The sequence below is a fragment of the Porcipelethomonas ammoniilytica genome (genome assembly GCF_025567485.1).
Classification (GTDB): Bacteria; Bacillota; Clostridia; order Oscillospirales; family Ruminococcaceae; genus Porcipelethomonas; species Porcipelethomonas ammoniilytica.
The window spans coordinates 17,539-38,954 of the sequence record NZ_JAOQKH010000011.1 but is presented as its reverse complement, the minus strand read 5'-3'; the positions used below and the strand labels follow the sequence as shown (position 1 = coordinate 38,954).

Below are 21,416 nucleotides of genomic sequence, written 5' to 3'. Positions count from 1 at the left end.
AAGTTTCCAATTTAGTACCTAATAATTATACAATACTGCGTATAAATTTTCAATATCTAATTGCTATAAAATACTTTACAAGTTGGTGACAAAATACAAAAACAGACATAATTATATAATATCAGGCAGTTCTCGTTAAATTGTATATTTTTTTGTGGGGCAGGGAGGAAAGAAATATAGAATCAAAATTTTATCAGGGATAAATTTATATGGAGTTCATGATATTGAGTAAGCTCTGATAGCTGTCAACATCATGATACTTGACCTTGCTTGTTGATATTTCATTGAACAATTTCTTAGCGCAAGAAATCTTTGCCTGTTCAATCGGTCTGAGTTCAAGACTTTTCATTGTACCTTTAGTTTCAGCAATAAAAAATATATGTTTAACCTTGCCTTCATAGAAAGCAATTGCCCAGTCGGGGGAATAATTTCCAACCGGAGTCGGGATCCGGAAAGTTTTCGGAAGTTTTGCATAAACGCATACTTCTTCAGCGGAGTCCAAGTCCTTTGCGAATTTCTTTTCAATACTCTTATCTGCTGAGCCATCGGTAAACACATAATCCTGAATGGACTTTTTGGCAAGGAAAGCCTTGTCAAAACTTTGCGTGTTCTTCTCAGCAGTAAAGATTGAACTGTCATATTCACCTTCAATAGTATCGTATGTTATATGTTCAACAATCATTGTAGCTTTCTGTTCATTGATAAGTCTGATGACCTTGGAGATAAATTCTTCAGGATTATTTCTGAACATAAAAAATTTGTCTGTTCTTATTCCCTGTAAAATGGCGGCAACTGTTTTACGGGTGAGTATTGCGCCGTCTGCCACTTTACCGATAAGATCATATTTTATTTTACTTGTTTGTGCGTGTTTGAATGTCTGTGTTCTTGTCTTTTCTCCTGTAAATGAAGTAAATCCTTCAATTTCATATTCATTCATTTCGGATTTCTGACGACCGACAGTAGTAGTATATTGAAGCTCGGAAACAAAGAGTTTTTGGTCAATATATGCGATTGCCTTTCTGATCAGCTCTTCACTGTCAAACTTTACAGTATATGCATATTTATGATTGATTTCTTTCCAAAGAGCTTGAAACTCTCTTTTGAAAAAATTTTCATTAAGCGGGTTTTTCTTGACTTTAGGCTCGTGTCCGTTGGTAAACATACTTTCCAGTATGCTGTCGTCATACACAGACTGAATAAGAGTATGAATGCCTTCGGTCATAGGTTTAAGTTCTTCAGGAAGATCTTTAACTGTTTTCATAGCAACATCAGAACGGTATTTTTCGGTTACTTTGCGTTTCATATCTACATATCCATTTTGGATAAGGTAGAATTCAATGGCATTGGCAGTGTTTTCATCGATAAGCGTAGGTATATCGTCAACTTTGATATACTTGCCCTTAAAATATTCACTGGCAGCAACATTAGGTCTGTCATAAAGAACTGTCTTAATATCTGATTGCAGATCAACTACAAAAGTCTTATAGCTTTCACTTGCAACAACTGTAAGTATATTGACGTCATGTACTGTTTCACCGCAGCTTTGCACATCCATTCTGTTACCGTTCCGATTGACGCAGAGTCGGAGACCGCGGCCTACTTCCTGACGTTTTGCCGTGTTGCTGTCAGAATGCTTTAGCGTACAGATCTGAAATACATTTGGATTATCCCATCCTTCACGAAGTGCGGAATGTGAGAATATAAATCTTGTTGGTTCTTCAAAGGAAAGCAGTCTTTCCTTATTTTTCAGAATAAGGTCGTATGCAGAAATATCGTCTGAAAATTCACTTCCGCGTTTAAGTCTGCTGTCAATGTTTCTGCCTGTTTTTTTATCTATACTAAAATATCCTTTATGTACTGCGCTTACATCACTGCAACTGGATTTCAGATACTTTTGATACGGTGTGTCAGACAGTCTGATATATTCATTCAGTATGTTTATATATTCCTGCTCAAACATCTGACCGTATTCGCCGAGTATCTCGTTGCCGTCTTGATCATATTGGCGGTATTTTGCGACTTCGTCAATAAAGAACAGTGATAGGCATTTAATGCCCATATTAAAAAGCTTTTCTTCTTTTTCAAAATGGGAAATAATTGTTTCTCTTATCTGAATGCGGCGCATATCCTTTTCAGAAATGTCACCGACAATATCGCCGGTTTTGATGATTTCGCCGTTTGTAAATGTAACCGTTCCATACAGAGGATCAATTTCGGAAACGATATAGCCCTTGTACTGTTCCATTTTCCGAGAAACAAAGTAAATGTCGTCTCCGACGCCGAGAATACGTGTTTCACGGTTAATAGACTTATTATATTTTATTTCAAGTTCAATTTTTGCCATAGGAGGCTTTTTGCTTGAAAGAACGATTTGCTCAAGGTATAAATAGCTGTCAGTTCCTCTGAGATTTTTTATTTCAAAGCCTTTGACTTCGATTCTTTTGACCAACTTCTTGTTAAATGCATCTAAAGCGTCCAGAACATAAATGAGATTATGCTGTTTTGCATGGGTAGCCGAATAGTTAAGCGAGAAAAGAGGATTGAAGTTTTTAAGCGCTTTTTGAGTTATGTCTCCGCCCATTTTCTGCGGTTCGTCCAGAATGATAATCGGTCTGTTTGCTTTGATAACATCTATTGGTCGACGGGAACCGAACTCGTCACGCTTAGAGTAGATTATACGGGCTTCTTTACTTCTTCCGTCTTTTTTCAGGGAAGAAGCAAAAGCCTGTGTGTTAATGATCATCACACTGATACCGTTGCTTGAAGAAAAATTATCAAGTTGATTCAGGTTTGAACTGTTGTAAATAAAGAAACGGGCTTTTTTGCCGTAATGCTCCATAAAGTGATCGGAGGTTATCTCAAAAAATTTTTTAACGCCTTCACGGATAGCAATACTCGGTACAACCACAATAAATTTGCTCCAACCGTATTTTTTATTCAATTCAAACATAGTTTTGATATACACATAAGTTTTGCCTGTACCGGTTTCCATTTCTATATCGAGACTGCATCTTCCCAGATTTTTTATAAGAGACGGAGAGAGCTTAATATTGTTCTGACTCTGCAAGGTATGAATGTTACTCAAAAGCTGTTCATCAGACAGTTCCACTTCTTCATTTTTATAACCGGCGTCATTGGCAGGGTCGTATAGTTCGATTTCTTCCTGCGTTAAATCCCAGGCCATCTGATAATCGCTAGGATTCATTTTTCCCAAGTCACGAATATAGCTGTTTCTATCGTGAAAGCTCTGACCGTTAAAGACATTAACAACGGCGTCGACAGCGTCTGTCTGATATTGTTGTATCTTAAAATTAAACTTCATTACAGCACCTTCCTTATTGTGTCAGGACTGTATGAAGCAAAAATCTGTTCAAAGTTGGTTGCAACACTGTCATTTGCCATAGAGCTGTCACGCATAACAAAATAGTACGGCTTATGTTTTGCGATTTCAGTTATAACATCTTCTGTCACATTCTCATCAAAGCAGGCGATAAGGTAATTATTCTCAACATTGAACACCTTTTTACCTCCGATAACGCTTTCTTCAATTTTGCTTGAAAGCAGAATTCCCAGATCAAGCATTACCTGAAACAGCAGATCTTCAGGAGTTCTGTCCTCTTTAATATTATCAACAAGATTGTCAAGAAAGTACGAATAAAAATCCTCAGGGTTATAGTAAACGTCTTTCATATTTGAGCTGTCGAGTTTGAGAACCCGGAAACCGCCGTCAAATTTAGCTTTCGGATTTTCTTCTGCAATCTTCTTTGCGGCACGGCGTATACGCTCTTTGCCGATTTCGCATATATTCTTATAGCCTGCCTTGTACGCTTCGGATTTTTCAGATGTTTCTTCCGGTATTTGTACCATAATGAATTTACGCTTTCCGCCGTCTTCTGCATTAATCTGTAGTACAGCATGCGCAGTTGTTGAAGAACCAGGGAAAAAGTCCAAAACAATATCTCCATACTGTACATTTCCTACTTTCAAAATTGCTCTAAGTAACTCTACGGGTTTGGGATTCGTAAAGATATTTTTGACACCGAAAAGTTCTGTCATGCAATCATTGGCACCTTGATTATGTCCGAACTGTTCATGCGGCCACCAGTTAGTTGCGCATTGCCCTTCTTCTTCTCTTTCAAATTGATAGTATTTTTTTCGAGGCATACCATCGCCATTTTTAGGAAAATAAATTCTTCCTTCAGTAAGAAAACGTTTGTAGGTACTTTCTTCACCCATCCAATCACCTTCAAGAGCCTTTCCTGATGGCGTAGTAATGGTGTAATGACTACCAGACTGATCTGAGCCAACTTTCCATGGTTTACTTGCCCAAGGACCGTTAGGGTCATTATCTGGATTTGTAAATGACGCAGTAATATCAAGTTTTCCCACACCTACAGATTTAAGATAAACGCTATTTTTGGCATAAACTAAAATATGTTCCGTGACTAATCCGATCATTTTTGTTTTGTCATTAGGTTGATTGTGTCTTCTTCTCCAATGAATATGACCTTCAAAGTTTACTATTCCAAATATTTCATTGCATATTTTCTTGAGATTTTCAACTTCGTTGTCATCTATAGAAATAAATATAACACCATCTTCTGTTAGCAAATCTTTAGCTAATCGCAAACGTGGATATATCATGTTTAACCAATCGGTATGAAAACGCCCGTTAGTTTCATTATTAACGTGCATATCAAATAATAAGTTTCCATCCTCATCACGCTGACCGCTCGCTTCGGAAAATTCAGTTCCACTGGAAATGAAATTGTCATCATATACAAAGGTGTCTTTGCCTGTATTATAAGGCGGGTCTATGTAAATCATCTTTATCTTGCCGAGGTATGTTTCTTGCAACAGTTTTAATACTTCAAGGTTATCGCCCTCAATATAAAGGTTTTCGGTGCCGTCAAAATCAACGCTTTCTTCTCGGCAGGGGCGGAGCGTTTTATTTATAGGCGCATTTGCAAGCAGAACAGATTTTTTCTTGTCAGGCCAGGTAAATTGGTAGCGTTCTTCATTTCCGTCAATCACCTTGCATGAAATCTCCTGCATTAGCACATCTTTATCTATAGCACGGACAACTTTGCCGGTTGTTTCATCTATGGCTTCGGTTACTGCGTTCGGAAACATTTCAGCAAGTTTTTTGTAGTTTTCGTCCGCTTTGTTCGAAGTACGCATTTTAAGTTTGAGCATTTAGTTTTCCTCCTGTTGTTATTACCAAAAATTGACAAATTATTAATATTATACCAAAATTTGTATTGAAAATCAACAGGGAATCCGAGAATAAAACAATTGGTATTAGTTTTGGAAACAGCATAGTTTTTTGGAAAATAATATATAGTAGGTTAACAACTGAGAAAAGCTGGATTTAAACGGCGTAAATACGTCATTCATGTTGAAATTTGGCCCAAATTTTGACAGCGAATAGCACGAAAATTATTAAATTATATAGTCAAAATGCATAAAATTTTAAATGATATTGTGAAATTTATTGACATTTTTTATTGCATATAGTATAATTATAAAAAATGTTGTGTATTTTTACATTATGGGAAAGATCGTATAAAGATTTCGTATAAGGTTGTCATACATATTTTGTACAGCTTCAAATTAAAATTATATTAATTATATTTTTACAGGAGGTAAAAATGAAAATTATAAAAAGACTTTTGTCTGTACTTGTATCATCTGCCGTGCTGTTTACATTAACAGCTGCGCTGCCTGAGCAAAAATCTAATGCTGCTGCTGAAGTTATAATTGATATTAACAAGGAATATCAGACTATACGTGGCTTTGGCGGCATAGATCATCCGGAATGGACGGGAAGCAGCCTTACGGATTCACAGAAAAAAACAGCTTTCGGAAATGGTGATAATGAACTCGGTCTCACTATACTTCGTGTGTTCGTTAATCCTGATAAGAATCAGTGGTACAAAGCTCTCCCAACGGCACAGTATGCTACGAAAATGGGTGATGTTACTATTTTTGCGTCACCTTGGGAACCACCTGCAGATCTCGCAGAATCAGGAGGAAGTAATGGTAAACTCCACATTCCAAAATCAAATTATGCTGCTTATGCACAGCACCTTAATGATTTTGGTACTTATATGAAAGATAATGGCGTTGACCTTTATTCAATATCAGTTCAGAATGAGCCGGACTATGCTTCTGAATGGACATATTGGTCAACAGATGAAACAACTGATTTCATTGCAAACTATGGAGACATGATAACAAGTACAAGACTTATGTCTCCTGAGTCTTTCCAGTATGCACCTGAAAATGCGTCATGGGTACCTGACGGCGGAAAGAAATTTTACAGAAAGATACTGAATAACAGTAAGGCTATGGAAAACTGTGATCTGTTTGGCACTCATATGTACGGTACTGCAAGAGAGTGGATGGACTTTCCCGATCTTGAAAACTCAGGTAAGGAAATCTGGATGACAGAAGTTTATGTTCCTAACAGCGACGCTGATTCCGCTAACCGTTATCCTGAAGCTATACAGGTGGCGGAAAATATCCACAATGCTATGGTTGTCGGAAATATGAGCGCATATACATGGTGGTATATTCGCAGAAGTTACGGTTTAATGACTGAAGACGGTAATATCAGCAAGCGTGGTTATTGTATGGCACAGTATTCAAAATATGTGCGTCCCGGAGATGTTAGAATTGACGCTATCGAACAACCGGCAGAGGATGTTTTGGTTTCTGCATACAAGGGCGATGATAATCAGGTTACTATAGTTGCGGTTAACAAAAGCGACTCAGAATATACTCAGAATTTCGTTATAGACAATGACCGCAATATTTCAAATGTTGACCGTTACAGAACCTCTTCCAGTGAAAACCTTTCTCCTACACTGAATATGAATTATTCTGACCATAACTTTTATGCACAGCTTCCGGCAAACAGTGTTTCAACATTTGTTGTTACCCTTTCTGATGAATCGATCACTCCGAATGAATATGGCTGGTACTTTGCAGACGGCTTTGAAGGAGACACTTGTGACTGGAATATAAGAGGGGCAGGATCAATTATTACAAGCGGAAGAACCTCATACGTTGGTGATGAATCATTGTTAGTCAAGGACAGAACAAACGCATGGAATGGAGCTTCAAAAACTTTAAGCCGTGCATTTAAAGCCGGAAATGAATATAGCTTCAGTGCAAATGTAATGTATTTTGACGGCAGTGCAACAGATAACTTTTACCTTAAGCTTGAATATACTGATGCAAGCGGTGATAAAAAATATGATACTATTGCACAAGCAACAGCAATCAAAGGCGAATGGGTTCAGCTTGCAAACAAAAATTATAAAATTCCGGCAAACGCTTCAGATTTACGGATTTATATCGAAACAGCCGAAACAACAAATAATTTCTATATTGATGAGGTCATCGGTGCAGTTGCAGGAACAATAATTATAGGTGCCGGAGAATCTCAGAATTTAATACTTGGCGATATAAATTCAGATGGTTGTATAAACGTATTTGATTATATTATTGCCAAAAGAGGACTTGTAAACGGATTCAGCAAGTCATCAGAAAAGGTACTGGCAGATGTTGATCAGAACGAAGATTTTAACGTAGATGATATTATTCTCATTCAGAAATTCATTCTTGGACAGATAAACGAATTTCCGGTTGCTGAAAAGCCGGTTGTCGCTCCTTCCGAATATATGAAAAATGCCGAAGAATCTCTTTCAGAGTATGCTCTTGCAGGCTGTACGGAGGAATATTCATGGGTTAAATATGGTACGCTTACAAAATATCAGTATTACTCAACAACACGAGAGAGAATGACAAATGTAAATGTTCTGTTGCCGCCGGGATATTCTGAAAACGAAAAATATCCTGTACTTTATGCAATGCATGGTTATTGGGAAAATGAGGATTCTCTTGCCGCAATGGGTAAAGTTCGAAATATGCTTGGAAATCTTATGTCAACGGGCGATGCTGAAAAAATGATTGTAGTTTTTCCGTATATCTATACAAGCAAGGAACAGGAGAACTGCTCGGGTCTTGATTTGCAGAACTCTCTAAATTATGATAATTTCATAAATGACCTCACAACCGATCTCATGCCTTATATCAACAGTAATTTTTCAGTTAAAACAGGACGTGAAAATACGGCTATAACCGGATTTTCAATGGGTGGACGTGAATCGCTTTTCATAGGTCTTACACGTTCGGATCTGTTTGGATATGTCGGTGCTGCTTGCCCTGCTCCCGGACTTACTCCCGGCGTAGATTTGAGTATGCATCCTGGTCAGCTTCAGGAAAATGAGCTTAAGCCTGCTTATGATATGCCATATCTTCTTATGATTACAGGTGGCGGAAATGATGGAACGGTAGGAAATCAGCCGTCATTATATCACAACATTCTTAATGGCAATGGTGTAGAACATATCTGGCATGAAGTTTCTGACGGAGGTCATGACGCTTCAAGTGTTCAGCCGCATTTCTATAATTATCTCAGGTTTATCTTTAAGGCAAATTAAAAAGTTCTTTTGTAGCCAGTACTAAAGGTAAAGTTTCGCCAGCTTTTTCAAAGACTGAGGGGTAATGGGGCAAAGTATTCTTATCACCGTCCGCATGCGGCGAAATTCCTTGCCTTAGAGCGCTACGCAATAGGGGACGCCCTGCAAGAGAGGGCGATTCATGAATTGTTTATAGATTGGCTTTTTCGACAAACTGAAAGCTGCAGTTTAACTGCAGCTTTTTATTTATATAAGTTTGATTTAAGAAAAAATTTACCTGACTCAATTGAGAAAAAGCAAAAAATGTGATATAATAAGAAAAAAATGCAGACCTCTGAAAAGAAGTAATGTAAAAATATGAATAAATGATTGACATAACTTTTCATAAGGATTGATATAAGGTGATATTATGAGTGTTGAAACTGAAAAAATGATTGCAGAGCATTTATTTTCAAAACGTGAGAATGATTTTGAGCATACTTCGTTTGATCGGGAAATTGCATTTTATGAAAGCATATGTTCCGGTAATATGGAGCTTGTGAAAGTATTTATGAAACCGATTTTCTGTGATGGGTGCGGGGTTTTAAGCGAAGATTTTCTGCGTAATTTGAAATATCATTTGGTGGTTCTTGCAGCAATAGTTGCAAGATACTGCATAAACAGAGGAATGACTCCTGAAGAAGCATATAATCTCAGCGATTTTTATATTATGAAAGCCGATAAATGTCAGAATGAAAGCGAACTTAGTAAAGTTCATGTGGAAATGATAGAAGGTTATACTAAAAAAATGCGTAAGATAAAGCTTGACGGAGTTTATTCTAAGCAGATAGTTCGTGCGATAGAATATATTATACGTCATCTTCACAGTCATATTTCACTTGAGGAAACAGCAGATAGTCTGAAAATAAGCGGCGCCCACCTTTCAAGACTTTTCAAAAAGGAAACCGGAATAACTTTCAGTGATTATGTTAACAAGCTGAAAATTGAAGAATCAACCTCTCTTCTTTTATATACGGAATATAGTGACATTGAAATAAGTAATATGTTGGGATTCAGTTCGCAAAGTTATTTTATAAAAATATTCAAAAAATATACAGGAACAACTCCTAAAAAATATAAAAAACAATATAAATTATCAATTATGCAGGTCGCCGAATAGAGCGACCTGTTTTTATGAGTATCATATTTTTATTATTTTTATCATAAAAATTGTATACTTTACGGCTTTAATTAAGTATTATTAAAATTGTAAATATCGGAAAAAAGCAGTGGTCTGGCACTGCTATTGCTGAAAGGAAAATAATTATGAAATTAGGAAAATTTAAAAAGCTGACAGCAGCACTTGCTGTATGCGCTGTGATGGCTTCGGCTCTGCCGGTTGTACCAAATATGGTTTCAGCAGCTTCAAACATTATAAGTAATTCAACTTTTGATTCTGGAATAACCGGATGGAGTACATATAAGGAAAGCGGCGGCGTTTGTTCGTTAAGCACTGAAAACGGTCGTCTTGCTCTGACTGTAAGCAATGTCGGAAAAGTTAATTATGCCGTTCAGGTTTTTTATGATATTGTTCCGCTTTATCAAAACGGAGTATATCGTCTTAAATACGATATTTCATCTTCTACGGACAGATATATCGAAGGAATGATACAGCAAAACGGCGGAACTTATCAGGCTTATACATGGAAAGGTCTTGAACTTACTTCTGTTCCTCAGACCGTTGATTATGAGTTTACTATGAAAGCTGAAACAGATATCATGTCTAAGCTTGTTTTTAACTGCGGTATTCAGGAAAAACATGAGGGTGTTCTTCCTGAGCATAAGATTTATATCGATAATGTTTCTCTTGAACTTGTTGATGACAGTAAAGTCGATTATTCTGCTACAAGACCATATGAACCTCCTATTGTAACAAATCAGGTGGGATATAAATGCGGCAGCAAAAAGACTGCTGTTTTCCGTGGCGCAGACAGTGAAAATCAATTTTCTGTAGTAGACGCAGCAACAGATAATATCGTCTATACAGGGAGTCTCTCGGAAAATATCAGCAATTCGTATGCTGGAGAAACAAATAAAATCGGAGATTTCTCTTCTGTTACGCAGTCCGGAAAATATTATATAAAGTGCGGAAATCTTGACAATTCCTATACATTTGAAATATCTGACAGCGTCTACACAAATCTTCTTGATGATAGTGTAAGAATGCTCTATTTGCAGCGCTGCGGAGAAGTGATAACAGACAGTGATTTTGGTCATTCTGCCTGCCATACAGGTATGGCATACGTTTACGGAACAAATGAAAAAATAGATGTTTCCGGTGGGTGGCATGACGCCGGAGATTACGGCAGATATATTGTTCCGGCAGCTAAAACTATTGCCGACCTTCTTTACGCTTATGAAGCAAATCCTAAGCTTTACAGTGATAATATTGGTATTCCTCAAAGTGGAAACGGCATTCCTGATATTCTTGATGAGGCACGTTATGAGCTTGAATGGATGATGAAAATGCAGCGTGCAGACGGCGGAGTTTATCATAAGGTTACATGTGAAAATTTCCCGGGTTATGTTTCTCCTGAAAAGGAAACGGATCAGCTTATCGTCACACCTGTTTCCACAACGGCAACAGCCGATTTCTGTGCTTCAATGGCTCTTGCATATGAATTCTATAAGGATATTGATTTGAATTTTGCAAACAGCTGTCTAGAACGTGCCGAAAAAGCATGGAGTTTTCTTGAGGCAAACCCGAATCTGATTTTCAAAAATCCGGAGGATATATCTACCGGTGAATACGGTGATGTTTCTGACAAAGATGAGCGTTACTGGGCAGCGGCTCAGTTATACCGTGCAACAGGAAACAGCAAGTATGAAAATGCTTTAAATGGTATGTCTGCTTCAATAGGTTTGGATTGGGCTCTTGTTGGTGATTACGGAAATCTCGCAATCCTTACAGCCGACAATATCAGTAAGGACTCTTCAATATACACAAAGGCAAAGAGTGCCGTGATTTCACAGGCGGATACATTTGTTAACTGTTCTTCAAATTCTCCTTATGGGGTTGCTATTACAAAGTTTAATTGGGGAAGTAATATGACTGTTGCAAATGCCGGAATAATACTTGGTGCTGCATATAAAGTAACCGGAAATACAGATTATATGGACGCTGCAAATGCTCAGATGAATTATCTTCTTGGAACAAATCCGGTTGGAGAATGTTTCTTTACAGGTTATGGAACGGTTTCTCCTGAAAATCCGCATCACAGACCGTCTATGGCAGCAGGAAAGGCAATGAAGGGAATGCTCGTGGGCGGTGTAAATCAGAATCTTGAGGACAGTGCTGCTAAAGCTTATTGTCAGGGTCTTCCGGCTGCTAAGTGTTATGTTGATAACTCCGAAAGTTATTCGACTAATGAAATTACAATTTACTGGAACTCTCCGCTGACATATCTTGTTTCTCTTACAAGCGAAAATGAAACTGCCGAAACAGATTTTATTCTGGGCGATATAAATTCAGATGGACGTATTAATGTATTTGATTTCATTATTGCAAAAAGAGGTCTTATCAGCGGCGGATTTTCAAATGCAACGGAGGCAAAGGCAGCTGACGTTAATCAGGATGGAAAATATTCTGTTGCAGATGTTATTCTTATCCAAAAGTTTCTTCTTGGAATGATAGATTCTTTCCCTAATGAAGAGGAAGTTCCAGTAGTTCCTCCTGTAGTTGGAGGAATAAAGGACTATGGTACAGCTATAAATGAGAATGCTTCAGTTATCGCTGATTTCAGAAAGGGCGAAACACCAGTATTCTTTGCGTCTGACGGTTGGTCTAATGGAAGCTGTTTCGACTGCGGGTGGTATAAAGAAAATACCTCGTTCGATGGCGGCGTTCTTAATTTAACCATTGATAAGGATTATTCCGGTAAATATAATTACTCAGGAGCTGAATACAGAACAGCAGACACTTATCATTATGGATACTATGAAACATCTATGCAAGCTATAAAAAATGACGGGGTTGTTTCTTCATTCTTCACTTATACAGGCCCTTCAGAAAATAATCCATGGGATGAAATAGATATAGAAGTACTTGGCAAGGACACGACGAAGGTTCAGTTCAATTACTATACAAACGGAGTCGGTAATCATGAATATATGTATGATCTTGGCTTTGACGCTTCTGAAGGTTTCCATACTTACGGATTTGATTGGCAGCCGGATCATATCACATGGTATGTTGACGGAAAAGCAGTTTATACGGCATATAATAATATCCCTTCAACTGCCGGAAGAATCATGATGAACGTATGGCCGGGAACAGGAGTTGATGAATGGCTAAATCATTACGACGGAAAAACTCCGCTTACAGCACGTTATCAGTGGGTAACATATAATAAGGGGTAATTTTAATGAGAAGTTTCGTTGGATATGAAAAGGGAATTAATTTTGGCGGATGGTTTTCTCAATGCGAACATACAAAAAAACATTATGACGAATTTATTGGTGAAAGTGATTTTGCCGCAGTTTCTTCATGGGGTATCGATCATGTCAGAATCCCGATAGATTATGATCTTATTGAAAACGGAAACGGTGATATTCAGGAAAGCGGAATGATGTATATTCAGCAATGCATTGACTGGTGTAAAAAATACCGACTGAATATGATTTTGGATCTTCATAAGACTTACGGTTTTTCTTTCGATGAGGGTGAATCTGAAAGTGGATTTTTTGAATCGGAAGAACTTCAGGAACGTTTCTTCCGTCTTTGGGAAGAAATTGCAAAACGATTCGGAAAATATCATGATTGCGTTGCATTTGAACTTTTGAATGAAGTTACCAATAAGGAATACTGTGATATATGGAATGAAATTGCTGATAAATGTATTTTTCGCATAAGGACTATCACTCCCGAAACATATATACTTATAGGAGGATATGATAATAACTGCATAAAGGCTCTTAAAGATTTGAAGCAACCTTATGACAACAAAATTGTTTATAATTTTCATTGCTATGAACCATTTATTTTTACTCATCAGGGTGCAAATTGGGTCAATAATATGCCGGAAAATTTCAGAACGGAATATCCGGCGTCAGTTCAGGAATATATCACAAAGCAAAGCAAAATGAATCTTAATGTTGTTGACCTTATTTCTGATGCAAAGGTAGAAACTGTTGGTGAGGAATTTTTTGAATCCTTATTTTCTAAAGCTGTTGAAATTGCAGAAAAAAGAAACGTTCCGCTTTATTGCGGAGAATATGGAGTTATAAATCTTGCTGCTCAAGAAAGTACTATTGAATGGTATAAAGCTATTAATTCTGCATTCAAAAAATATAAAATTTCACGAGCTGCCTGGTGTTATAAAAAAATGGACTTTGGTCTTATTGATAATAATATATCTGAAAAAATAAAAAAATATTTATAAATTATTTATTTCTGACGTTATGCAACTGAAGGGAATATAAAAATGACAGATTAGAGAAATTTGTGCTTGATAATAAAACGCAAAAGAATTGATCTATAAGTTTGATAAACACAATTTTTTTGACGGTTTTATATTCATATTTCTCAACGGTGATAAAATATTTGATAGTGTTATCAACCTGCCTGCTACCGTCTCCGAATAAGCAGTTTTCAGCGCAAAATAAAACCCTCGAAACGACATAGTTTCGAGGGTTGATAACTATATTACTTGTAAAACTTTCTCTTCGAGACTTTTTAAAAATTTTCCACGCAAATAAAAGCGATGTAAAATTATCTCTTTGAGAACTGCGGTGCACGACGAGCAGCTTTGAGACCATATTTTTTTCTTTCCTTCATTCTAGGATCACGAGTTAAGAAACCAGCCTTTTTGAGAACAGGGCGAAGTTCAGGATCGTAAACCAGAAGGGCTCTTGAAAGACCATGTCTGATAGCGCCAGCCTGACCGGTAACACCGCCGCCTGTAACGGTGCAGACAATATCAAATTTATCTGTAGTTTCAGTTAAATTAAGAGGCTGACGAACAATAAGCTTTAATGTTTCAAGACCGAAATACTCATCAATACTTCTTCCGTTAATTGTAATGTTACCGGAACCCGGATATACTCTTACTCTTGCAACAGAATGCTTTCTTCTTCCTGTACCATAGTAATATTTAACCTTTGATTCGTACATTTAAACCGCCTCCTTATTATAATTCATAAGCAACAGGCTTTTGTGCCTCGTGCTTATGTGCTGAATTTCTGTAAGTTCTTAAACGTTTGAGCTGATTTCTGCCTTGAGAATTGTTAGGAAGCATACCATTTACTGCAATCATCATTGCTTTTTCCGGTTTTGTTTCCATAAGTTCTTTGTAGCTTACAGACTTGATTCCGCCTATCCAGCCTGTATGCCAGTAAAACTTTTTATTTTCAAGTTTTTTACCTGTTAAAACTGCTTTTTCACAATTAATGATAATTACGTGATCTCCACAGTCTACATGCGGAGCAAAAGTTGGCTTATGTTTACCTCTGAGAATATGAGCAGCCTGAGCAGCTACACGTCCCAACGGCTTATCTGCTGCATCTAAAACATACCATTTACGGCTGACTTCAGCTGGTTTTGGCATATAAGTTGACATATTATAAATCCTCCATTATTGTATTTTGTCAAGCCTGAACCGGACTGGGTTAATCCTGTTCTTCGGACATCCGCAAGTTCAAATAAAAATGAATATGTCCGAATTAATGATTCTTGACGTAACGATAAACATTATATCAAATTAAAAATAAAAAGTCAATAGTCAAATTGCCGAAATTTTAATTTATATCCCTTTCACGCTTGTTTTCTCTCTGTTTTTCTCTATTTCTCTTGTTATCTTAAATTTCATTTCAGTTTTTGAAGTGCTTTCGTCAGTTTGAGAGTTTTAATCTTGGAGGATCGTTTCCGGCAAGCGCTTTTGCTATAGTCATTTCTATCTGATACAGCTTTTTTATGATTGCCGTTTTTTAAAAAACTTTGAAAAATAGGATTGACTTTTTTTTGTTTTTTGGTATAATATAAGAAGAATATATAAACGCTGTGACAGGAATGATTGTTTGTTTCGTTCTTCAGAGAAGAAGCGGTCGGTGAGAGCTTCTGTTCGTAAAACAAGTGCTACCCTTGAGCTTTCGGCTAAATCCGAACGTATTTTCTGCGTTAAAGGAAACTAAAGGAAAGTAATTTATTTACTTTTGAAATTGGGTGGTACCACGAGGCCTTCGTCCCATTGCAGGACGCAAGGCTTTTATTATTTTTTACAGCTTTTATGAAATTTTAAAGGAGTTTTTATTTATGAAATGGCGTGGCGTAAATGAATTACGTGAAATGTATCTTTCATTTTTTGAAAGTAAAAATCATACAAGAATGGCTAGTTCCTCACTTATACCTCAGGGAGATAACAGTCTTTTACTGATCAATTCCGGTATGGCACCTCTTAAAAAGTTTTTCTTGGGACAGGCTGTTCCTCCGAATAAGCGAGTTACAACATGTCAGAAATGTATCAGAACGCCTGATATTGAGCGTGTTGGTAAAACAGCAAGACACGGCACTTATTTTGAAATGCTGGGAAACTTTTCCTTTGGAGATTATTTTAAAACTGAGGCGATCGAATGGGCGTGGGAATTTCTTACAGAAATACTTGAGATTCCGGCTGAAAAGCTTTGGATTACTGTTTTTGAAAGCGATGATGAAGCTGAACAGATTTGGAAAAATAAAATAGGCATACCTCAGGATAGAATAATTCGTCTCGGTAAGGAGGACAATTTCTGGGAACACGGTTCAGGTCCTTGCGGTCCTTGTTCCGAAATTCATTTTGACAGAGGAGAAAGCTACGGTCCTTTTGAAAGCTTTGAACAGGCAAGCGAATGTGATAGAATCGTTGAAATATGGAATCTGGTATTCAGTCAGTTTGACAGTGACGGAAACGGTAACTATGCTGAAATGGAAACCAAGAATATTGATACCGGTATGGGGCTTGAAAGACTTGCTTGTGCAATTCAGGGAGTTGATAATCTGTTCGAGGTTGACACAGTCAAGAATATAATGGGCAAGATCTGTGAGATTGCAGATGTACAATATAAAAATGATGAAAATACCGACGTATCTTTGCGTGTAATTACTGACCATATCAGAAGCACAACATTTATGGTAGGAGACGGTATTACACCTGCAAATGAGGGCAGAGGATATGTGCTTAAAAGACTTCTGAGAAGAGCTGCCAGACACGGTAAAATGCTGGGAATAAACGAGCCTTTTCTTTATAAAGTCTGCGATACGGTAATTGAAGAAAACAAATCTGCTTATCCGGAACTTGTTGAAAAAAGGGAACTGATTAAAAAAATTATTAAGCATGAAGAAGAAAGCTTTGCTAAGACAATCGATAAAGGTACGGAGCTGCTTAGTCATTTTATCGACAAAATTTCAGCAGATGAAATAAAAAATGTGCTTTCAGGAGACGATGCATTTAAATTAAGCGATACATATGGTTTCCCGCTTGATCTTACAAAGGAAATTGCCGCTGAAAATGGAATCGAAGTAGATGAGAAGCGTTTTAAGGAATGTATGGAAGAACAGAAGCGCAAGGCAAGAAGCGATAGGGCATCTAAGATTAAAACTTCATGGAGCGATGAAAACACGTCTGCTATTAATGTTCCGGCTACTGAATTTACAGGATATACAAGATTTAAGCATGACGCTGAAATCCTTGAAATTTTTGTTGACGGTAAATCGGTTGACAGTATTTCAGAAGGACAGGAGGCTGTTATAATACTTGACCAAACTCCGTTCTATGCGGAAAGCGGCGGACAGTCTGCCGATACCGGTGAGATTAGTACAGAAGATGCAGTATTTGCCGTGTATAATGTAACTAAGACTGAAAATGGTCATTTTCTGCATTTCGGAGCGATTGAAAAGGGAAGTATAAATAAAAATGATACTGTTTTTGCTGAAATTGACGTAGAAAAAAGAATGTCAGCTATGAGAAATCATACCGCTGCACATCTTCTTCAAGCAGCGTTAAGGGAAGTACTGGGCGAGCATGTACATCAGGCAGGTCAGCTTGTAAATGCTGAAAGATGCAGATTTGACTTTTCTCACTTCAGTGCAGTAACGCCTGATGAAATTTTACGGATTGAAAACATTGTAAATGATGAGATTTTAAATTCAATTAACGTTGTAACTAAAGAAATGCCTATTGAGGAAGCAAGAAAATTGGGAGCTATGGCGCTTTTTGGTGAAAAATACGGAGATATTGTAAGAGTAGTGGATATCGGAGGAAAATCAATCGAATTCTGCGGCGGTACTCATGTTAAAAATACTTCAAATATCGGTCTTTTCAAAATCGTTTCCGAAAATTCTGTTGCTTCAGGAGTAAGGCGTATTGAGGCTGTGACGGGTAACGGCGTATTGCTATTTATGAATGAACTTAGAAATTCAATTAATGCGGCATCGGCAGTCCTTAAGATCGCAAATCCTGCAAAGCTTGCTGAACGCTGTCAGGCATTGACAGAAGAATTAAAGGAAAAGGATAAGCAAATACAGAAACTTAGTCAGCAGCTTGCAGGAAGTCAGCTTGCAAATATGTTTGACAATGCCAAAGAAATCAACGGAATAAAAATTATCTCCGCTATGCTTAACGGTACTAAGCCTGATATGTTAAGGCAAATCGGAGATAAGGTTAAAGAACAAACAGAAGATTTTATTGCGGTATTTGCCGGAATTGCTGACGATAAAGGTACTCTTTACTGCGTGTGCGGAAAAAATGCGGTTTCCAAGGGTGCAAATGCCGGTAAGATAGTTCAGAGAATTGCCGCTATTACAGGCGGTAAAGGCGGCGGACGTCCTGACAGCGCTATGGCAGGTATAGGCAAAAATTATATGGTTGACGAAGCACTTGGCGCTCTTGAAAGCATTGCTAATGAATTTCTTAAATAAGGGGATATTTTAAATGGATTGTTTATTTTGTAAAATAATTGCCGGGGAAATTCCCAGCGATAAGGTATATGAGGACGATATGGTATATGCATTTAAGGATATTGAGCCGGTTGCGCCGGTTCACTATCTGATTATTCCTAAGGAACATATCAGCGGAGCTTCTGCTGTAAATTCTGAAAATTCAAAATATGTTGCGCATATTTTTGAAGTGGCAGCTAAAATTGCCGCTGATGAGGGCTTTGCGGACGGTTATAGAGTGATAACAAACTGCGGTGATGATGCAGGGCAAAGTGTTCATCATCTTCACTTTCATGTACTTGCCGGCAAAAAAATGGGCTGGAGCAGTGACAGCGCAGTATAAATTCGGAGGATAAAATGAAAACTTATACACTAAATGTAGCGGGTCTTACAAGAGAACTGCCTATTTGTCCTATTAATGATAAGCTTGATATTGCCGCCTTTATAATGTTTTCAGATGTGGAGCTTACCTTAGAGTGCGCTAAAGAACTGCTAAAGAAAGTTCCGGAATTTGATGTTATTGTAACTGCTGAAAGCAAGGGAATTCCTCTGGGATATGAAATGGCAAGACAGAGCGGTAAAAATTATATCGTTGCGAGAAAATCTGTTAAGCTCTATATGAAAAATCCTGTGGCGGTGGAAGTTAAATCTATTACGACTGATAAAAAGCAAACGCTATATCTGTCCGAAAAGGATATGAATGAATTAAAAGGCAAAAGAGTACTCATTGCTGACGACGTTATCAGTACGGGCGAATCATTAAATTCACTTGTTGCTCTTGTTGAAAAGGCAGGCGGAAATATTGTATGTAAATCGGCAGTACTTGCCGAGGGCGATGCAGCCGACAGAAAAGATATTGTTTTTCTTGAAAAGCTTCCGCTGTTTTTTAAATAAAATTGAAACGTAAAATTGTATATGCCGGTGCGGCATGGGGAACAGGTTTGTTATTGGCTTCATTTCTGCATCCGGCATTTGATTTTATTATTATTCCTTTGTGCGTAATATTATTGGCGGTAATGAAATATCTTTTTAAGCAAAAGTTTAAGGAGATATTTTTAATATTAACAATATTGTCGGTTTCTGTAGGATTTTATAGGATTTATGATATGTTTGTATATAAACCTGTAGTTGATTACGCAGGGAATAATATAAGCTTCAGCGGTAAAATACTGGACTTTACAGAATATTCGGGCGACAAAACAAGCTATTTGGTAAAAGGAAAAATTAATGATGATGTGACTGCAAAGATAACGGTATATTCAGATTCATATAACTGCCGTATAAACGATAAATTTTATTTTACGGGAAGTCTTACGACTCCGGAAAATGATTATCTTTTTAATGAAAAGGATTATTACAAGTCAAAAGGCATATATCTTATGTCCGATAAAATATCAGAAATAAAGATAATACCTGATGATAAATTTTCGTTGGTAAGGATTTTAAGAGATTATAGGAATTATGTTACTGATTTTATTACTTCATATCTTCCGGAAGATGAAAGCGCTTTGCTGACAGGTATGCTGTTTGGCGATAAATCTCTAATATCTGACGATGACGATGAATTATTTTACAGAACTGGAATAGGTCATGTTATGGCGGTTTCTGGACTGCATCTGGTATTATTTTGCAGTATTTTTTCATTTGTATTTGATAAGATGAAATTAGGCAGAATAAGCAGATTTGTATTGCTTGAGATCGTTATGCTGCTGTTTGCGGTGTGCAGCGGACTTTCATTATCAGTTATGAGGGCGGCTTTTATGATGACGCTTGTGTATGCTGCTCCCATATTTTTCCGATATTCTGATACTTTGAATTCGCTTTTTATTTCATTGATTATTCTTACTGTTAGTTGTCCGTTTGCGATCAGAAATCCGTCATTGATACTGTCATTAACCGGTGCTTTCGGAGCAGGTGTATTTGCACCGTATATAACGGGCAGAATGAAAGACGGTAATTTCTGTCAGAGAAACATTAAAAAAGTAATTTACATGTTTTGCGTATCCGCAGTTATTTTTCCTGTATCGGTTATGTGCTTCGGTGAAGGTTCATTCTTTTCACCGATAGCTAATATTTTTCTTACGCCGATTTGTATGGCGGCATTGTTTTTGGCGTTAATTGCTTCCTTAACAATTTTTCTGAACCCTGTTTTACTTATAAAAATTGCCGGATTATTGTGTCATATTGAATTGAAAGCAGTAAGATTTATAGGTCGGCAGGAGTTTACATATATGAATTTTGACAGTAAAGCTAAAGTATTTGCAGGTGTTCTGCTGATATTCTGCATACTGACTTATTTCATTTTTAAGGATCATAAAACTGAAATTATAGCTGTCATTACTTCAATGGTTATTTTTTGTACCAGTGTGTCTGTATTTAATTTTATAGGCAGGAATGATGTAAAAATAGCTCTACTGGGAAAGAATTCAATTGATGTGATTGTTGTTTCACATCAGTTTTCAGCAGATATTATTGATATTTCCGGTAAGAAAAATAATTGCAGCTATGTATATAAATACCTCAGTGACAGTAATATATCAAACATTAATAATGTAATTATAAGAAAATCTCCATATAATTCTATGTCGTCGTATAATTCAAATTTATCATTGTTTAAGGTAGGCAGAATTTTTATGCCTTATGGAGCAATTGTAAGAAATGATATGAAAGTCTGCGGTGTGTTTCCGGAGTTTACCGATTATAAAAATATAAATTTTAAGTATGAGGATTATTTCATAAATATTTCAGATACTGAAATTACCGTAAATTACGGTAAATTTTCCTTTGTGTGCGATAATTATAAAAATACTGATTTTGCAGACGTCTTTGCCGAATATGATAATTTGTTTGAACCTCCTGAATGCCGCACGCTTATAATTCCGGAATATGAAAATGAGACAAATGAAATTAATGCAGTATGTGAGACAAATATTGTTATAAAAGTCAATAGCAACGGTGAATTTTCAGTGGGAGGATTATAA

General features: G+C 37.0%; 12 protein-coding genes and 1 other annotated feature. Of the genes, 8 read left to right on the top strand and 4 right to left on the bottom strand.

From position 1 onward, the window contains the following. Positions 1-205: 205 nt before the first annotated feature. Both OCV67_RS09375 and OCV67_RS09370 read right to left on the bottom strand, forming a co-directional pair. Positions 206-3,322, bottom strand: coding sequence for a type III restriction-modification system endonuclease (locus OCV67_RS09375; RefSeq protein WP_147643726.1), 3,117 nt, complete (start codon positions 3,320-3,322; stop codon positions 206-208). Next, a complete protein-coding gene (locus tag OCV67_RS09370) occupies positions 3,322-5,196 on the bottom strand; it encodes a site-specific DNA-methyltransferase (protein ID WP_178085077.1) in 1,875 nt (624 codons plus the stop codon). Before OCV67_RS09370 ends, OCV67_RS09375 begins: the two co-directional genes overlap by 1 nt. 455 nt (positions 5,197-5,651) lie before the next feature. On the opposite strand from OCV67_RS09370, the gene OCV67_RS09365 reads away from it, so the two are divergent. The 4 genes from OCV67_RS09365 (at position 5,652) to OCV67_RS09345 (ending at position 13,909) form a co-directional block, all read left to right on the top strand. Then, complete coding sequence (locus OCV67_RS09365; protein ID WP_147643725.1) at positions 5,652-8,510, top strand: carbohydrate binding domain-containing protein; 2,859 nt, start codon at positions 5,652-5,654, stop codon at positions 8,508-8,510. 388 nt (positions 8,511-8,898) lie between these two features. Next, the gene (locus OCV67_RS09360; protein ID WP_147643724.1) at positions 8,899-9,648 is read left to right on the top strand and encodes a helix-turn-helix domain-containing protein; all 750 of its coding nucleotides are present in this window, start codon (positions 8,899-8,901) and stop codon (positions 9,646-9,648) included. Between the two features lie 146 nt (positions 9,649-9,794). Next, positions 9,795-12,887 carry a beta-glucanase gene (bglS, locus tag OCV67_RS09355; RefSeq protein ID WP_178085076.1) on the top strand — a complete coding sequence of 1,031 codons (3,093 nt, stop codon included), beginning with the start codon at positions 9,795-9,797 and terminating at the stop codon, positions 12,885-12,887. A gap of 5 nt (positions 12,888-12,892) precedes the next feature. After that, positions 12,893-13,909 (top strand): glycoside hydrolase family 5 protein, encoded by a 1,017-nt coding sequence (locus OCV67_RS09345; protein ID WP_147643723.1) that lies wholly within the window; start codon positions 12,893-12,895, stop codon positions 13,907-13,909. A gap of 329 nt (positions 13,910-14,238) precedes the next feature. Here OCV67_RS09345 and rpsI read toward each other — a convergent pair whose 3' ends face one another. Both rpsI and rplM read right to left on the bottom strand, forming a co-directional pair. Beyond that, on the bottom strand, positions 14,239-14,640 hold the full coding sequence (gene rpsI, locus OCV67_RS09340) for a 30S ribosomal protein S9 (RefSeq protein ID WP_147643722.1): 402 nt from the start codon (positions 14,638-14,640) through the stop codon (positions 14,239-14,241). A 16-nt stretch (positions 14,641-14,656) separates the two neighbouring features. After that, a complete protein-coding gene (rplM, locus tag OCV67_RS09335; protein ID WP_147643721.1) occupies positions 14,657-15,085 on the bottom strand; it encodes a 50S ribosomal protein L13 in 429 nt (142 codons plus the stop codon). 431 nt (positions 15,086-15,516) lie between these two features. Beyond that, positions 15,517-15,715 (top strand) — a binding site (T-box leader). A 62-nt stretch (positions 15,716-15,777) separates the two neighbouring features. On the opposite strand from rplM, the gene alaS reads away from it, so the two are divergent. From alaS to OCV67_RS09315, 4 genes are all read left to right on the top strand, one after another. Further along, entirely contained in the window at positions 15,778-18,417 is a 2,640-nt protein-coding gene (gene alaS, locus OCV67_RS09330) for an alanine--tRNA ligase (RefSeq protein WP_147643720.1), read from the top strand. Positions 18,418-18,430: 13 nt separating this feature from the next. Then, entirely contained in the window at positions 18,431-18,778 is a 348-nt protein-coding gene (locus OCV67_RS09325; protein WP_147643719.1) for a histidine triad nucleotide-binding protein, read from the top strand. Between the two features lie 14 nt (positions 18,779-18,792). Beyond that, on the top strand, positions 18,793-19,329 hold the full coding sequence (locus OCV67_RS09320; RefSeq protein ID WP_147643718.1) for a phosphoribosyltransferase family protein: 537 nt from the start codon (positions 18,793-18,795) through the stop codon (positions 19,327-19,329). A 212-nt stretch (positions 19,330-19,541) separates the two neighbouring features. After that, the gene (locus OCV67_RS09315) at positions 19,542-21,416 is read left to right on the top strand and encodes a ComEC/Rec2 family competence protein (RefSeq protein WP_262644487.1); all 1,875 of its coding nucleotides are present in this window, start codon (positions 19,542-19,544) and stop codon (positions 21,414-21,416) included.

What these genes read in the sequence shown, in the direction of transcription:
- OCV67_RS09375 (WP_147643726.1), bottom strand. Translation starts at nt 3,322, where the DNA reads ATGAAGTTTAATTTTAAGATACAACAATATCAGACAGACGCTGTCGAC.
- OCV67_RS09370 (WP_178085077.1), bottom strand. Translation starts at nt 5,196, where the DNA reads ATGCTCAAACTTAAAATGCGTACTTCGAACAAAGCGGACGAAAACTAC.
- OCV67_RS09365 (WP_147643725.1), top strand. Translation starts at nt 5,652, where the DNA reads ATGAAAATTATAAAAAGACTTTTGTCTGTACTTGTATCATCTGCCGTG.
- OCV67_RS09360 (WP_147643724.1), top strand. Translation starts at nt 8,899, where the DNA reads ATGAGTGTTGAAACTGAAAAAATGATTGCAGAGCATTTATTTTCAAAA.
- bglS (WP_178085076.1), top strand. Translation starts at nt 9,795, where the DNA reads ATGAAATTAGGAAAATTTAAAAAGCTGACAGCAGCACTTGCTGTATGC.
- OCV67_RS09345 (WP_147643723.1), top strand. Translation starts at nt 12,893, where the DNA reads ATGAGAAGTTTCGTTGGATATGAAAAGGGAATTAATTTTGGCGGATGG.
- rpsI (WP_147643722.1), bottom strand. Translation starts at nt 14,640, where the DNA reads ATGTACGAATCAAAGGTTAAATATTACTATGGTACAGGAAGAAGAAAG.
- rplM (WP_147643721.1), bottom strand. Translation starts at nt 15,085, where the DNA reads ATGTCAACTTATATGCCAAAACCAGCTGAAGTCAGCCGTAAATGGTAT.
- alaS (WP_147643720.1), top strand. Translation starts at nt 15,778, where the DNA reads ATGAAATGGCGTGGCGTAAATGAATTACGTGAAATGTATCTTTCATTT.
- OCV67_RS09325 (WP_147643719.1), top strand. Translation starts at nt 18,431, where the DNA reads ATGGATTGTTTATTTTGTAAAATAATTGCCGGGGAAATTCCCAGCGAT.
- OCV67_RS09320 (WP_147643718.1), top strand. Translation starts at nt 18,793, where the DNA reads ATGAAAACTTATACACTAAATGTAGCGGGTCTTACAAGAGAACTGCCT.
- OCV67_RS09315 (WP_262644487.1), top strand. Translation starts at nt 19,542, where the DNA reads ATGTTTGTATATAAACCTGTAGTTGATTACGCAGGGAATAATATAAGC.